Origin of the sequence: Nocardia rhizosphaerae (genome assembly GCF_042650365.1) — a bacterium.
GTDB classification, from domain to species: domain Bacteria; phylum Actinomycetota; class Actinomycetes; order Mycobacteriales; family Mycobacteriaceae; genus Nocardia; species Nocardia rhizosphaerae.
Map to the genome: position 1 here is coordinate 89572 of NZ_JBHSBA010000014.1, position 13231 is coordinate 102802.

General features: G+C 67.1%; 16 protein-coding genes and 1 tRNA gene. 3 read left to right on the forward strand and 14 right to left on the reverse strand.

Annotated features, from left to right (window positions below):
• Nucleotides 1–22: 22 nt before the first annotated feature.
• Entirely contained in the window at nucleotides 23–1042 is a 1020-nt protein-coding gene (locus tag ACFOW8_RS20595; RefSeq protein WP_378552656.1) for a hemolysin family protein, read from the reverse strand.
• Nucleotides 1035–2399 carry a hemolysin family protein gene (locus tag ACFOW8_RS20600; protein ID WP_378552659.1) on the reverse strand — a complete coding sequence of 455 codons (1365 nt, stop codon included), beginning with the start codon at nucleotides 2397–2399 and terminating at the stop codon, nucleotides 1035–1037. Before ACFOW8_RS20600 ends, ACFOW8_RS20595 begins: the two co-directional genes overlap by 8 nt.
• Before the next feature lie 304 nt (nucleotides 2400–2703).
• On the opposite strand from ACFOW8_RS20600, the gene ACFOW8_RS20605 reads away from it, so the two are divergent.
• Complete coding sequence (locus ACFOW8_RS20605) at nucleotides 2704–3102, forward strand: MerR family transcriptional regulator (protein ID WP_378552662.1); 399 nt, start codon at nucleotides 2704–2706, stop codon at nucleotides 3100–3102.
• A gap of 70 nt (nucleotides 3103–3172) precedes the next feature.
• Here the strand turns inward: ACFOW8_RS20605 and ACFOW8_RS20610 are convergent, their stop codons facing one another.
• The 3 genes from ACFOW8_RS20610 to ACFOW8_RS20620 form a co-directional block, all read right to left on the reverse strand.
• Complete coding sequence (locus ACFOW8_RS20610; RefSeq protein WP_378552664.1) at nucleotides 3173–3748, reverse strand: TerD family protein; 576 nt, start codon at nucleotides 3746–3748, stop codon at nucleotides 3173–3175.
• A gap of 132 nt (nucleotides 3749–3880) precedes the next feature.
• Nucleotides 3881–4345: a hypothetical protein gene (locus tag ACFOW8_RS20615; RefSeq protein WP_378552666.1), complete on the reverse strand. Its 465-nt coding sequence runs from the start codon at nucleotides 4343–4345 to the stop codon at nucleotides 3881–3883.
• A 206-nt stretch (nucleotides 4346–4551) separates the two neighbouring features.
• Nucleotides 4552–4848, reverse strand: coding sequence for a hypothetical protein (locus ACFOW8_RS20620; RefSeq protein WP_378552668.1), 297 nt, complete (start codon nucleotides 4846–4848; stop codon nucleotides 4552–4554).
• 134 nt (nucleotides 4849–4982) lie between these two features.
• Here ACFOW8_RS20620 and ACFOW8_RS20625 point away from each other — a divergent pair, with 134 nt between their 5' ends.
• Both ACFOW8_RS20625 and ACFOW8_RS20630 read left to right on the forward strand, forming a co-directional pair.
• On the forward strand, nucleotides 4983–5543 hold the full coding sequence (locus ACFOW8_RS20625) for a hypothetical protein (RefSeq protein ID WP_378552670.1): 561 nt from the start codon (nucleotides 4983–4985) through the stop codon (nucleotides 5541–5543).
• A 108-nt stretch (nucleotides 5544–5651) separates the two neighbouring features.
• Nucleotides 5652–5960 carry a hypothetical protein gene (locus ACFOW8_RS20630; RefSeq protein ID WP_378552671.1) on the forward strand — a complete coding sequence of 103 codons (309 nt, stop codon included), beginning with the start codon at nucleotides 5652–5654 and terminating at the stop codon, nucleotides 5958–5960.
• Nucleotides 5961–6007: 47 nt separating this feature from the next.
• Here the strand turns inward: ACFOW8_RS20630 and ACFOW8_RS20635 are convergent, their stop codons facing one another.
• The 9 genes from ACFOW8_RS20635 to ACFOW8_RS20675 form a co-directional block, all read right to left on the reverse strand.
• A complete protein-coding gene (locus ACFOW8_RS20635; protein ID WP_378552673.1) occupies nucleotides 6008–6421 on the reverse strand; it encodes a type II toxin-antitoxin system VapC family toxin in 414 nt (137 codons plus the stop codon).
• Complete coding sequence (locus ACFOW8_RS20640) at nucleotides 6418–6711, reverse strand: hypothetical protein (protein WP_378552674.1); 294 nt, start codon at nucleotides 6709–6711, stop codon at nucleotides 6418–6420. Before ACFOW8_RS20640 ends, ACFOW8_RS20635 begins: the two co-directional genes overlap by 4 nt.
• A complete protein-coding gene (locus ACFOW8_RS20645) occupies nucleotides 6702–6992 on the reverse strand; it encodes a hypothetical protein (protein ID WP_378552676.1) in 291 nt (96 codons plus the stop codon). Before ACFOW8_RS20645 ends, ACFOW8_RS20640 begins: the two co-directional genes overlap by 10 nt.
• Nucleotides 6993–7192: 200 nt before the next feature.
• Entirely contained in the window at nucleotides 7193–8314 is a 1122-nt protein-coding gene (locus ACFOW8_RS20650) for an FUSC family protein (RefSeq protein ID WP_378552677.1), read from the reverse strand.
• Nucleotides 8315–8398: 84 nt separating this feature from the next.
• Nucleotides 8399–9829, reverse strand: a complete 1431-nt coding sequence (gene zwf, locus ACFOW8_RS20655; RefSeq protein ID WP_378552680.1) for a glucose-6-phosphate dehydrogenase — start codon at nucleotides 9827–9829, stop codon at nucleotides 8399–8401.
• A 71-nt stretch (nucleotides 9830–9900) separates the two neighbouring features.
• Complete coding sequence (locus ACFOW8_RS20660; RefSeq protein ID WP_378552682.1) at nucleotides 9901–11373, reverse strand: sugar porter family MFS transporter; 1473 nt, start codon at nucleotides 11371–11373, stop codon at nucleotides 9901–9903.
• A gap of 777 nt (nucleotides 11374–12150) precedes the next feature.
• Entirely contained in the window at nucleotides 12151–12342 is a 192-nt protein-coding gene (locus ACFOW8_RS20665) for a helix-turn-helix domain-containing protein (protein ID WP_378553172.1), read from the reverse strand.
• Nucleotides 12339–12779 carry an AlbA family DNA-binding domain-containing protein gene (locus ACFOW8_RS20670; RefSeq protein WP_378552683.1) on the reverse strand — a complete coding sequence of 147 codons (441 nt, stop codon included), beginning with the start codon at nucleotides 12777–12779 and terminating at the stop codon, nucleotides 12339–12341. Before ACFOW8_RS20670 ends, ACFOW8_RS20665 begins: the two co-directional genes overlap by 4 nt.
• 311 nt (nucleotides 12780–13090) lie before the next feature.
• Nucleotides 13091–13172 (reverse strand) — tRNA-Leu (locus ACFOW8_RS20675).
• Nucleotides 13173–13231: the final 59 nt, after the last annotated feature.

The window sequence follows — 13231 nt, forward strand, 5'->3', positions numbered from 1 at the left end:
CAGCCGATGTCATGGCCCAAGCCTACGTGCCCGAGGTCGTGGTCGACGGCAGCAGCCGTTCGAGCAGATCGGTGATGGTCAGCAGACCGAGCAGTTCGCGGCTGTCCGGCGCGGTGACAAGGGCGAGATGGTTGCGGGTTTCGCGCATGGTGCGCAGCGCCTCGTAGACCGGCACCGTGGTCGTCAGCTCCAGGACCGGCCGCATCAATTCGCGCGCGGCGGTGCCGGGGGCCGCGGCCAGACTGTCGCGGACGTGGACGACACCGCGGATGTCGTCGTCGCGCACCAGCAGCCGTAGATGTCCGGTCGCCCGCGAGGTCGTCTGGATCGCCTCGGTCGTCGCCTCCGGTGGCACCGCGCTCGGGGTGGCGTCGCGGTGGACGATGTCGCCGACGGTCAGCTGTTCCAGTTCCAGTGCGCTGGTCAGGTTGCCGCGGTACCGCTCGTCGAGGGTGCCGACGGTGGCGGAGTGTTCGACCAGGTGGCGCAGCGCGGCGGGGTTCTGGCCGGCGTCGACTTCGTCGACCGGATCGACTCCGACCTTGCGCAGGCACCAGTTCGCCGCGTTGTTGAGCGCGGTCAGGATCGGCCGGGTGAGGGTCATGAACAATTGCATCGGCAGCGCCAGCAGGATCGCCGACCGCTCCGGATGCGCGATCGCCCACGACTTGGGCGCCATCTCACCGACCACCAGGTGCAGGAACGTGACGATGATCAGCGCCAGCACGAAACCCGCCACGTCGGCGATCCACAGCGGTGCGCCGAGATGCTCGATGATCGGGGTGAGCCAATGGTGGACAGCGGGTTTGGTGACCGCGCCCAGCGCCAGCGTGCACACCGTGATACCGAGCTGGGAGCCGGCGAGCAGTACCGGCAGCTCGGCCGCGCTGCGCAGGGCGGCGCGGGCCGACCTGCTGTGCGGTGCGGCGTCCTCGAGCCGGTGTTTGCGGGCCGCGATCAGGGCGAACTCGACCGCGACGAAGAACGCGCTCGCCGCGATCAGCAGGATCGTCACGGCGACGACAACCCAGGGATTACTCATCGGTGTCACCACCTCGCTCGGATCCGACGGTCAACAGGACCGAAGACGGCACGTGCTTACCGATCGCTCGCACTTCGGCGACCACCGCGCGGGGCGCGGGTTCTCGATCGGTGGCGAAGTCCGCGCCGTGCGGCGGCACCGCGATCTCGACGCGGTCCCCGACCTTCGGCAAGCCGCCGGCGAGGTTGATGATCAGGCCGGCGATGGTCTCGTAGTCGCCGCGGGGTAGGTCGAGCTCCAGCAGCCGTTCGGCCTCGTCCAGATGCAGATCGCCCGCGACCAGCCAGCCTTCCCCCTCGGTGATCGCCTCGAAGCCCGATTCGGTGTCGTGCTCGTCGGCGATCTCCCCGACCAGTTCCTCGGCGATGTCCTCGACGGTGACGATGCCGGCGAAACCACCGTATTCGTCGACCACCAGCGCCATCTCCTCCTTCGCCGCCGCGAGCCGGGTGACCACCTCTGGCAACGGCAGCGACTCCGGCACGAGTACCGCGGGGCGCATCCACTGTTGCGCGGTGCCGGTCGGCTCGACGCCGAGCAGGTCGTGCAGATGGATGACGCCGCGCAGATCGTCGCTGCTCGAGCCGGTCACCGGGTACCTGGTGTGGCCGGTCGCCATGCGCGCGAGCACCTGGGTGACGGGCTCGTCGATGCCGACGGTGTCCGCCTGGGCGCGCGGGATCATCGCGTGCTCGGCGGTTTCGGACGGAAAGTCGAGGATGCGATCGAGCAGGGTCGACAGCTCGCGCGGCAGCTCGCCGGTGTCGCGGGAGGCCGCGACGATGTGCTCGAGATCGCGCGGGGTCGCCGAGTGTTCCACGTCGTGCACCGGCTCGATCCGCAGCGCCCGCAGCAGCACGTTCGCGGACTGGTCGAACAGCCAGATCAGCCAGCCGAATACGCGCAGATACACGGTCGTCGACCTGGCCAGCCACCGGGCCACCGGCTCGGGCCTGGCGATGGCCAGGTTCTTCGGGAACAGCTCGCCGAACAACATCTGGACCACGGTCGAGAACGCGATCGCGCCGATGGTGCCGATGGCGACGCCGACCGCGGTGGGGATACCGACGCCGCCGAGCAGCTCGCCGAGGCCGCGTCCGATCAGTGGCTCGGCGACATAGCCGACGAGAAGTCCGGTGACGGTGATGCCGAGCTGCGCTCCGGACAACATGAAGGAGGTCCGTCGGGTGACGGTCAGCGCTCGTGCGGACGCGGCGTCACCGGATTCGGCACGCGCTTTGAGGCGCGACCGGTCCACGGCCATGTACGCGAATTCCTGGGCGACGAAGTATCCCGTCAACGCGGTGATCAGCAGCACGACCGCGACGCCCGCGAGGATACTCAGTACGGTCAGCACCGGGTGCTCTCGCCTCCGACGTCGGTGTTCGGTCTATCGATCGGTCGTTTCGCACGGGCCGAGCGAGAGCTCTCCTCGTCTGGTGCACCATCCGGCATGCGCGCCAGACTAGCACGTGGCACTGTAGGGTTCTGTGCTCGCCGACTCTGTCTACGGCCCAGACGAACTCATCCGCGGAGCTGGGCGTCGGTGGTCGCGCGTGCCATGGTCGGTGGTGGACGCGCGGTCCGTCGCCGCGCCGGTCAACCGTTAGGCTGACGTGTCCCGAACAGGTGTCGCGCGGGGAGAGAAGGAGGGCGCCGACATGACCGAAGCGCCGATCCGGATCGGTGAGCTGGCCGTGCGCGCCGAGGTCTCCACGCGAACCGTCGACTACTACACCAGCCTCGGTCTCCTCACCCCGGCCGATCGCACCACGGGCAACTTCCGGCTGTACGACCCGGCCGACGCCGCCCGCATCCAGCTCGTCAAGAGCCTGGAGGCGCAAGGGATCCCGCTGGAGGAGATCGCGCGCGGCCTCGCCGGTCACGGCGGTGAAGTCGGGCCGATCCTGGAGCGGATCGACGACGACATGAAAAGCCTGCACACCGCCGCCGAAGCGGCCCCCGAAGCCATGCAGGGGCTGCTCGCGGTCGTCGCGACCCGCGTACACACCCTCATCTCCATCGCCTTGCAGATCCCGCCCGACATTCCCGTGCTGTGATCGGGCGGGTGGGCCACCGCGCCGCGGCGGGTCCTGTCCGCGCCGCGGGCAGCGCGGACAGGACAGTCGATCAGAGGTTCACGCCGAAATCGCGTGCGATACCTTCCAAGCCGGTGGCGTAGCCCTGCCCGATGGCACGGAACTTCCACTCCGCGCCGTTGCGGTACAGCTCGCCGAAGACCATCGCGGTCTCGGTGGACGCGTCCTCGGAGAGGTCGTAGCGCGCCAGTTCCTCGCCGTTGCTGCGGTCCACCACGCGGATGTAGGCGTTGCGGACCTGGCCGAAGGACTGGCTGCGGCTCACCGCGTCGTAGATCGACACCGGGAACACGATGGAGTCGATGGTTTCCGGGGTCGCGGCGAGGTCGACATTGATCGCCTCGTCGTCACCCTCGCCCTCGCCGGTCCGGTTGTCACCGGCGTGCTCGATCGCGCCCTCGGGCGACTTCAGGTTGTTGAAGAACACGAAGTGTCCGCTCGACACCACCTTCTTGTCCGCGCCGAGCGCGATCGCGCTGGCGTCGAGATCGAAGTCCGTCCCCGTGGTGGTCCGCAGGTCCCAGCCGAGTCCGACCGCGACGGCGGTCAGATTCGGCGCCGCCTTGGTCAGGGAAACGTTGCCGCCTTTGGACAAACTGACACCCATACCGATAACTCCCATCTGTCTGTGCGGCACGCAAACCGTGCCGACGGCCCGCACACTAGCACGTAGCACTGTAGGGATCGGCGCGTCGCTTCGTTGAAAGTGTTTGAAGCAGAGAGTTTTTCGTCCCGTCTGTCACGGCGTGCGTCGGGCCTCGATTCCGCGCAGCACACTCGGGCCGACGGCGGCGAAGACCGCGGCACCACCGGCCATCGCCACCCCGATGCGCGCCGCGCGGCGCGGCAGGCCCTGCCTGGCGGCCAAGACCACGACCCCCGCGTCGAACAGATCCATCGCGATCCCCGCCTTCCTGGTCGCGCGCCGCACCGCGTCGTCGGAATGCAGCGCGGCCGCACCGAGCACGACGTCGCGCACCCCGAAGGCCTTGACCCACATACCACCGTCGGGGCCTGGGTATCCGATACCGCCGAGGCGATGTACCGGCGCCGAGCCCAACGCGGTGATGGTGCCCCAGCCGATCCGGACGACCCCCAGCGCCGCGATGACCCGCCGCCCAGCGGAATCGAGCCCGGAACCGGTGGCGTGCAGCTCGTCGGCGGAGATCTGACCCTGTCGAAGGTGCTGTTCGGTGTTGCGCATGCCTCCATGATTCTGGCCGGATCGGTCATTGACTACTCGCGTTCTGAGCCGGTACCGACACCGCGAAAATACCCTGTCAGCTGCGCTGTAGTGCACCGTCGACGCGATACCCGACGCGGCTGCTCGACTTCCTCCGGCGGTTTTCGTCCACGCGCACGGCGCCATTCGGCCGAACCGCAGCTGCTCTTACGGGCGCTGTACCGGGACTACGGTGCTTGGCGGTCACTCCACATCTCCTGGCCGCGCGGCTCGGAGGAAGGGCCGGACCCGTCGATGCGTTCGTCCTGGTCGGCCCTGAAACGATCGAGATCCATCGGTGGTAGGTCACCGAACGTGGTGAACAGCTCGTCGACCGGCACTGCGCGCCGCCGACCGGGTTCCGCCGGCTGGTTGACGTAGTTCGGAAATGAGTATTCGAATGCGATCGAATACATACCGCGAAACTGGTTCTCGGTCGGCACGATACCGCCGGCGGAATAGTCATCAACTCTTTGCGAAGACATCACTCGGATTGGTCTCAAACTGTCAATGTGAAATAGATCACAAAAGTTGCCTCGATATCGAGAAGTCATTACTAATATCCCCGTCGACATTCGATTGGTCCGGGTTGGGGGGCAAATAGTCGAGAGGGAACTCAATGTTCATGCGTTCAGCTCGCAATATGCTTCTCGGTGCGCTGCCGGTAATTGTGGCGGTCACCTTCGCTGGTAGTGGTCTCGCGTCGGCGGATTCCTCTGTCGATCGGCAGGCGCCGCCGGCCACCGTGTCGGCCGTCCAGGGCGAGGGCTACGGAACCGCCATCGCCGAGTTTTCGTTCGGAGCCCCCACGTCGGCGGCGGCGACGATTTCGCACGACTCCGAGGTTTCGGTTTCGCCGGTCGCCGAGATTTCGAACGAAGGCGCTGTCTCGGAGCCTGCCGCTCCCGTGGTCTCGAATGTGATCGAGAACCAGCTGCACGAGGTCGCGACCGATCCGAAAGCGGAGAACTCCGACCCCGTTGTCAACGGTGCTCTCGCAGGCGCTGGCATCGGCGCCCTTGCCACCCTGGTCAACTGCCTGCCCTCCGTGATCGTGCTCGGCATCGGCTACCCGATCTGCCTCCTCCTCGGTGTACTTCCCCACGCGGCCGTCGGCGCCGTCATCGGCGGCATCGTCGGCCACGCGAATCCAGAGGTCATTCCGCAAGTCCTGCCCTGAGCGGGCGGGTCGGCAGGCAACTGCCCAGCTCGGGACTCCCGGTGCGACTTCGACGAAAATCGCAGTCGCGCTGGGAGTCTTGCTATCAGGTTGGCAGATCGTCATCAGGTGCGTCGTCGGCTGGCGACCATCCTCGACGCGGTTATCACTCAACTCGACCTCGAGATACAGGACGAGGATCCGATGTATCCCGGAGGCTGGCTCGGACCGGGCGAGCTACGCCGAGACCTCCGCAAGCTCGGGGCAGGCAACGACATCATCATGGAGGCGCTGCGTTTGCCGGCATCGCCGTTCGTTGGTGCGGTCGAGGAAAGCAAAGGACGTTACCGGCTCGCCGGCAGCCGCGTGCTCGCTGTCGAACGTATGCGAGCGCTCGCGATGCAACTCGAGGTGCCGGTCGCTGGGCTGGAAGGATGATCTGAGCTGCTGCGAGCGTGCTCACCGAGCGGCGGTAGCGCGATCCCTCAGGGCCGTTGTATCGGTACTACGGTGACGACACCTTCGGTGCCCTTGAAATCATCGGGATTGGTCGTGAACAACGGAAGCCGTCGGGCCGCGGCCACTGCCGCGATCATCAGGTCTGCTTCGCGTCGTTGAGGTTTGCGACCGAAAGCAACGACACCCGCGGCGATCAGGCCGTACTGACGCGCCGCCTCCGCGTCGAACGGCAAGGGGTCGAATACGGCCTCGGTCCGCTGCAGGCGAGCGATCCGCCGCGCCCGTTCCACCGCATCGTCGGTCTGGTGCACACCAGCGGACAGCTCGGCCAAGGTGACGGTACTGGTCAGTAGCTCGCCGGGAAGTTCGTTCTTGGGTAGCCGCTCCAGATGGATCAGAATGTTGGTATCGGCGAGACCACGCAGATGCTTGGCGGTCACTCCGTTTCTCCGGGCTGTGCGGCTCGGAGGTAGGCATCGAAGTGGGCGGACCCATCGATGTGCTCGTCCTGGTCTGCTCTGAATCGATCGAGATCCATCGGTGGCAGCTCGCTGAACATTGCGAACAACTCGTCGACCGGCACAGCGCGCCGTCGGCTCGGCTCCGCGGGCTGGTTGATGTAGTTGTCGATGGCGGCCAGGGCGATCTGCTGCATCGACGTGTGCTCGGCCTCTGCGCGGCGCCGCAGGGCGTCTGTTTGCTCTTCGGACAACCGCAGTGTCATGGCCATGGATCCATGATACCGCCAGGTATCACACCTGTCGATGGAATATCGTGGCCGAACGCTTGTGGACGGAGGCACTGCCGGTGGTTGTGGCGGTCACCTTCGCTGGTGGCGGTGTCGCGTCGGCGGATGCCGCCGGCCGGCAGCTTCAGCCGGCCGCCACGGTGGCTGTCCAGACCGACACCTACGGCGCCGCCATCGCCGAGTTTTGTTCGGATCCACCCGTGGTCTACCCGATCTGCCTTGTCCTCGGCGTACTTCCCCATGCGGCCGTCGGTGCCTGTCATCGGTGGCATCGTCGGCCACGTGAACCCCGAAGTCATTCCGCAGGTCCTGCCCCTGAGCGGGCGGGTCCGCGGATAGCTGCCTCCTCGGGACTCCCGATGCTGCTGTGCGGAAAACACGGTCGCGCCGATAGTCTCGCTATGCCGGGAGGACCCGAGTGCCTGGGGGGGGGTGATCGGTGCCTGCATTCAGGAGTTTCCGCCTATCGACTAGGCGAGCCGTTCTTCTTGCGGTTCGGTGGAAAGATGCCGGGGATTCGCGGCACCGGCGCGACCCGCACCGCAGTGGTTTCCTTCCGCAGGATCGCTTCCGCGTCTTCGCTGCTGACTCCGGCGAAGACGAGGATGTCGAAGAGCACCATGGCTATCGCCGACCAGCCGGCACCGGTATCAGCGCGTCGGGCGAGGCCGATCGCTGTGTCGGCGACTCGCTGGCGGGCTCGGTTGCTGCCGGGTGCGGCGGCGAGTGTGCCCAGGAGTATTGCCAGCCTGCGGACTTCGGGTGCGAGCTGGCGTTGCTCGGTGGGTGTGAGGAAGGCGGTGGTCCGGGTGAGTGACAGGCAACTGTTGCCGAGCACGTCGAGATGACGCGCGGCAAGGCCTTCTCGTTCCACCGCCCGCCGTCCGCTCCACCACCACGGCGTGCGGGTGACGGCCGCCGCGACGCTGTCACGCGCGTCGCCCAGCCGTGCGAGTTCGGTATACACCGCGCGCAGCGCCCCGTCGTTCGAGGCGAGCGGCTCGCTGCGCGGGGCGGACATGGACTGCGCGGTCAGTTGCAGGGCGTGGGCCAGTTCGGCGAGAATCGCCGCCTCCGAGCGACGCAGCAGTGCCAATGGGTGTGCGGGGAACAGCAATTGGCTGACGACGAGCGCGACGGCGGCGCCGAGCAAGGCGTCCTGGACTCGGTTGACGCCCGCGACGTTGCCGCTCGAGGCCACGATGATCGCGCTGACCCCGGCCTGCGCCATCGTGAGCCGATCGCCGTTGATCGCCAGCACGGCGAGCAGCGCGAGCAGCACCGCCGAGCCCATCGCCGCGTATCCGCGCCCGAATATCGCGACCATCAGGTCGGCCACCAGCAGCCCGAGCAGGACGCCGACGATGAATCGCACCGCGTTGCTACCCCGTCCGCCGCGGTCGGTGTTCAGCGCGATCAGCGTCGTGATCGGCGCGAATATCGGATCGTGATGGTGAATGACGCCGACGGCCAGCTGCCAGGACACCGTCGCGGCGACCGCCTGCTGCGTCACCGGCCACAGTCCGTCGGCCACCCGCCTGCCTGCGTTCGAAACCGCTGTGACGGCGCGTTCGGCCGCGGTCATCCGGGCGACCCTATTCCGCGGCCCGCGGCGATCTGCGGGCCGTCGCGGTCGGTGGTCGGGGCGCGGCGCCGCGGCAGGAGAGCCTCATTCCGTCCTGTCGAACAGGTACGGTCCGGGCTGGTGCCAGCCCTGTGCGCCGGGCAGCTGCGCGGCCGGGTCGGGGCCCCAGCTGCCTCGCTGGTAGACGAGTGGCGGCTCGGACGGCGCGAGGACGGGGGCCACGATGCGCCAGCACTCCAGGATGGCGGGGTAGAAGGCGAAGGCGGAGGCGTCACCGGCGACGGCCGCGTGCAGGATGTTCTCGTAGGGCAGTGCCACCCGCCCGACCACCTTCTCGTAGTCGACGCCGACCGGCACCGTGACCGGTGGGTCACCGGCCTCATCGCCGCCACGAACCAACAGGTCGACGCGGAAGCCGACGTCGCCGTCGACGCGGAAACGGACGATGTTGGGTGGGTGCTTCGCATAGGTGCCACCGAACAGTTCCACCGGCGGCTTACGGAGTTCGACGATGACCTCGGTCGCCGAGACGGCGAGCGCCTTACCGCTGCGCAGGTAGAAGGGGATACCGGCCCACCGCCAGTTGTCGACGTGGAGACGGGTGGCGAAGTAGGTCTCCGTGGTGGAGTTCGGTGCCACGCCGTCGACGTCCAGATAACCGTCGTACTGGCCACGGACCGTGTCGGCCGGGTCCATCGTGCGCACGGCGTGGAGTACCCGCCACTTCTCCAGGCCCTGGGCGAGTGCGCTGTTCGAGCTCGGCGGATCCATGGCCAGGTAGGCGAGGACCTGCAGCATGTGGTTCTGGACGACGTCGCGTAGGCAGCCCACGGCATCGTAGAAGGATCCGCGGTCGGCGACGTCGAAGTCCTCGGCGAGGGTGATCTGCACATTGTCGACGTGGTCACGGTGCCACAGGGGCGCGAGGAGCGTGTTGGCGAACCGGGCGACCATCAGGCTCTCCACCGCCGAGTTGCCGAGGAAGTGGTCGACGCGGAAGAGGTGGTTCGTGTCGAAGTCCTTGCTGAGGGCGTCCTGGAGCGCCTGGGCGGAGTCGAGGTCGTGGCCGAAGGGTTTCTCGACGACGAGCCGGGAGTTCTGGTTGAGCCCGGCCTTCGCGAGCGCGTCGGCCACGGTCGTGAACAGCGACGGTGGGATGGCCAGGTAGTGCGTGACGAACCCGAACTTCGCCACCGCGTCGCGGAGCCGGACGAACAGGCCGTCGTCGGTGAAGTCGCCGCCGACAATGCTCAGACCGGCGGCGAAGCGCGCGAAGACCTCCTCATCGATATCCGTTCCGGCGGCCACCAGGGACTCGCGAGCGTGCTTCCGCAGCGCGGTGTCGTCCCAGTCGGTCGCGGCGACGCCGATGACGGGGACGCCGAGCTTGCCCGCCTCGGTGAGCCGGTAGAGGGCGGGCAGCAGCATCTTCTTGGCGAGGTCGCCGGAGATGCCGAACAGGACGAGTGCGTCGGAGCGTTCGAGTTCGGATGGGGGGATGGGGATCTCGCTCACGGTGACCGCCTACCTTCGAGTTCGTCGCTCTGGCCTGGTGGATTGGCTGTGCGTGGAGAACCTCGCCGAGATCAGTGCTTCGCCGTACCGCTGCCGGTGTCCTCATCGTGCTGCGGTTCTGACGCATGCCCGAAACGGGCTTGCAGGGATTCCTGGATCTGCTCGGCGTCCCTGCCCTGTGTTTCCGGTACGTAGCGACCGACGAAGAAGAACGCGAACACGCAGATCACGGCGAAGATCCAGAAGGTCTCGCCCTGGCCGAGCAAGCTGGCCAGCGGAAGGAACGCGAGGCTGACGATGAAGTTGGAGACCCAGTTGACGGCGGTCGAGGCACTCGATCCCTCCGCTCGCACAGCGGGCGGGAAGATCTCGCCGATGAGTGTCCAGAACACCGGACCGAGGCCACCGGCGAACGCGGCGATGTAGACGACCATGAACAGCAGCGTCAGTTCGGAGTTCATGCCCACCACGAACGCCAGGCCGAGCAGGAAGACCGAGACCGCCATCGTGCCCAGCGAGACCAAGAGCATCGGGCGGCGGCCGACCCGGTCGACCACCTTGATCGCCACCAGGGTCATGACCAGGTTGATGACGCCGATCGCGACCGAGTAGAAGATGGAGTTGGAGGCGCTGAGCCCGGTCTGCTCGATGATCGTCGGGGCGTAGTAGATGATCGTGTTGATGCCACCGAACTGCTGCACCGCGGCCAGCGTGAGCCCGACGATCAGGGCGGGCCGCACATCGGGGGCCAGCAGCCGTTTGCCGGGTTTCTGCCGATCCGCCGCCGCCCGTTGCTGTTTGGCGCGGTTCTCGGCGATGCGCTGTTCGGCGCGTTGGACCAGGGTGTCGGCTGTCGTCGCGTCGGTGACACCGGCGATCTCCTCGCGGGCCTTGTCCTGGTGTCCGTGGGTGATCAGCCACATCGGCGACTCGGGAAGCAGCCAGAGGGCAGCTACCACGAGAAGCGCGCCGGGGATCGCGCCGACGGCGAACATCGACCGCCAGCTCCCACTACTGGCGAACAGGAGGTTGACCAGGTAGGCGACGAGAATACCGGTCGTGATCATCAGCTGATTGAGGGTGAGCAGCCGTCCGCGGATCGACGTCGGTGAGATCTCGGACAGATATACCGGCACCAGTGCCGACGCGGCGCCGACCGCGAGCCCGAGCACGATGCGGCCCGCCAGGAGAACGGGGTAGCCGTTCGAGATGGTCACGATCAACGTGCCGACGAGGAACACCACGCCGATCAGGCCGAGGGTGGGCCGCCGTCCGATGCGTTCGGAGATATCGCCCGAGGACATCGCGCCGACCACGGCACCCACGAGCAGGACGCTGACCACGCTGCCCTGCTCGAAGGAACTGAGGTTGAAATCCTGTCTGATGTAGAGCAGCGCGCCGGAGACGACCCCGGTATCGAAGCCGAACAGGAATCCGCCCATCGCGATGGCACCGGCCCAGAGCCAGATCTTGCGCAGGCCGGCGGGTGATACCTCGGCGACAGGGCCGTGAGTTCCTGGTTCTCTGGAAAAGCCCTGGACCATCGCGTTTCCTTCGCTGTGAGTCGGCTGTCGGTCCGATGCTTACCGGCCACCCGCCATACCTGTCGAAGGTCGATGCGGCCAGGATCAGTCTGGCCGACCCGTCCGCTGATACCAACGATCCTCAGCACGTGTCGCGCCCGGTCGCGCCACGATCCGGCGCACTCGCCGGATCGTCACGGCCGGATCTCGCAGGCGCCGTCCGTGCAGATGGCGGCACCGTCCAGCGGGCTCTGCGCCGCGTCGTCGGCATGCTCGCGCAGGGTCTGTCCAGCCGCTATCGCCGAGGTGCTGCCGTGCGTCGATGTGCCCGGTCTGCGGAACGCCGACGCTGCCCTCGAGCGGTTGCAGCGGGAACGCGACCGGCTCTCGGAGCACATCGCCTAACTCACGCGGATCCGGGACATGCTCGACGCGCTGATGGTCGAATCGCGGGACCACCGAGGGCAAATCCGGTCCGCCGACGAGGACACCGACGCCAGCGATTCCTGCCGCGGCTGTTCAGCTCGAGAAGTCGGCGAGCAGCCGATGGTGGCCGCCGGGTCACCTCCCGCCACGAGTATCCCCAGAGCGCACCACCAGCGACCAGCACCACCGGCGACCCGGCCCCGCTGACGGTGTAGTGGAACCGAGCGAGATCGGTATCGGCATACCGTGATTCGACCCGTTCGAGATACTGCGAGCGATACTCCGACTTGGCATCGGCGTAGTGCCACAGCGACTGTCGGGCGTTTGCGTGCCTGGTGCGGTTTGGTGCCCACCCGGGGCACCGGCTGGCGATCAGGATGCATGGCGGCGATAGGTCGTTGGTTTGCCGCGGCCGCCCTCCTGCTCGGCGAGGCCGGCAGCGCGCAGGCTGCGGAGTGCCTTGCGGATGTTCGGGCCGGACAGTCCGAGCTCGATTTCGAGTTCTTTCACGCTGAGTGGCCGGGCGGCTAGCGCATCGTAGATCCGCTGCTCGGTCTCGTTCAGTGCTGCGGATACAGTCCCATCGCCAGTATCCCGGCTACCGTCGGGACGCCCTCCGAATCCACGACACCGGCACGCAGGAGTAGTTCATCGTCCTCGGTGAACCGTCCAAGCCCGTGCGGATCGCGGTCGCGTACCGAGCGGAGGAACTCGCGGACGAGATCGCCGTCCAGATCTGCCCGGGTTGCGCCGACAACCGATGCGCGGTCGAACAACGGCGGTCGCCTCGATGCCAGGAAGGCTTGTTCTTCGAGCTCTGACATGGCGAAGTCGCCGTCATAGTCGCGCAGGTATGCGGTTCCACTTGCGGATACCCGGCATGGTTTGGCCGACCGGTCGTACTCGTGGACCCGCACGACAATGACTGGACTCTCGTCGACGGTCGCGTCCTCGATGGTGATTCGGACCGGTGGTGTGATACGCCGATGCGCGAACGGCATGAGCGACAGGCGACACCGGGCCCGGTGAGCGACCGGCAACACCCGGTCGCCCCGAGCGGACGCGGCGTCGCCAGCGTAACGGGACGCGGAAGAACCCGCGGTCTGGTGCGGGGGATGATCGGCTCGATCACCCGTGATCACCCGCCGCCGACGGACGCGGTGAAGTGCCCTCAGTAGGGCTGAAAGTGGCGAACCAGCCACTCTCGAAGCATGTAGTGCGCAGGTCAGAGACGTGTGCGGCGTAACTCCTTCGTGTACGAGTGCACTCGAACACGAAGGAACCCTGAGATGACGCTGCCGCCAGGAATCTGTGCGCGAGGGGGGACTTGAACCCCCACGTCCGTGGACACCAGAACCTAAATCTGGCGCGTCTGCCAATTTCGCCACTCGCGCTGGATGTGTACGACCGTCCAAACTCTACCGGGCAAATCCGGCTACGCGAAGCGTGGGGG

Coding starts and splice junctions, on each gene's coding strand:
- ACFOW8_RS20595 (WP_378552656.1), bottom strand. CDS start 1,042: ATGAGTAATCCCTGGGTTGTCGTCGCCGTGACGATCCTGCTGATCGCG.
- ACFOW8_RS20605 (WP_378552662.1), top strand. CDS start 2,704: ATGACCGAAGCGCCGATCCGGATCGGTGAGCTGGCCGTGCGCGCCGAG.
- ACFOW8_RS20610 (WP_378552664.1), bottom strand. CDS start 3,748: ATGGGTGTCAGTTTGTCCAAAGGCGGCAACGTTTCCCTGACCAAGGCG.
- ACFOW8_RS20615 (WP_378552666.1), bottom strand. CDS start 4,345: ATGCGCAACACCGAACAGCACCTTCGACAGGGTCAGATCTCCGCCGAC.
- ACFOW8_RS20620 (WP_378552668.1), bottom strand. CDS start 4,848: ATGTCTTCGCAAAGAGTTGATGACTATTCCGCCGGCGGTATCGTGCCG.
- ACFOW8_RS20625 (WP_378552670.1), top strand. CDS start 4,983: ATGTTCATGCGTTCAGCTCGCAATATGCTTCTCGGTGCGCTGCCGGTA.
- ACFOW8_RS20640 (WP_378552674.1), bottom strand. CDS start 6,711: ATGGCCATGACACTGCGGTTGTCCGAAGAGCAAACAGACGCCCTGCGG.
- ACFOW8_RS20645 (WP_378552676.1), bottom strand. CDS start 6,992: ATGACAGGCACCGACGGCCGCATGGGGAAGTACGCCGAGGACAAGGCA.
- ACFOW8_RS20650 (WP_378552677.1), bottom strand. CDS start 8,314: ATGACCGCGGCCGAACGCGCCGTCACAGCGGTTTCGAACGCAGGCAGG.
- ACFOW8_RS20660 (WP_378552682.1), bottom strand. CDS start 11,373: ATGGTCCAGGGCTTTTCCAGAGAACCAGGAACTCACGGCCCTGTCGCC.
- ACFOW8_RS20670 (WP_378552683.1), bottom strand. CDS start 12,779: ATGCCGTTCGCGCATCGGCGTATCACACCACCGGTCCGAATCACCATC.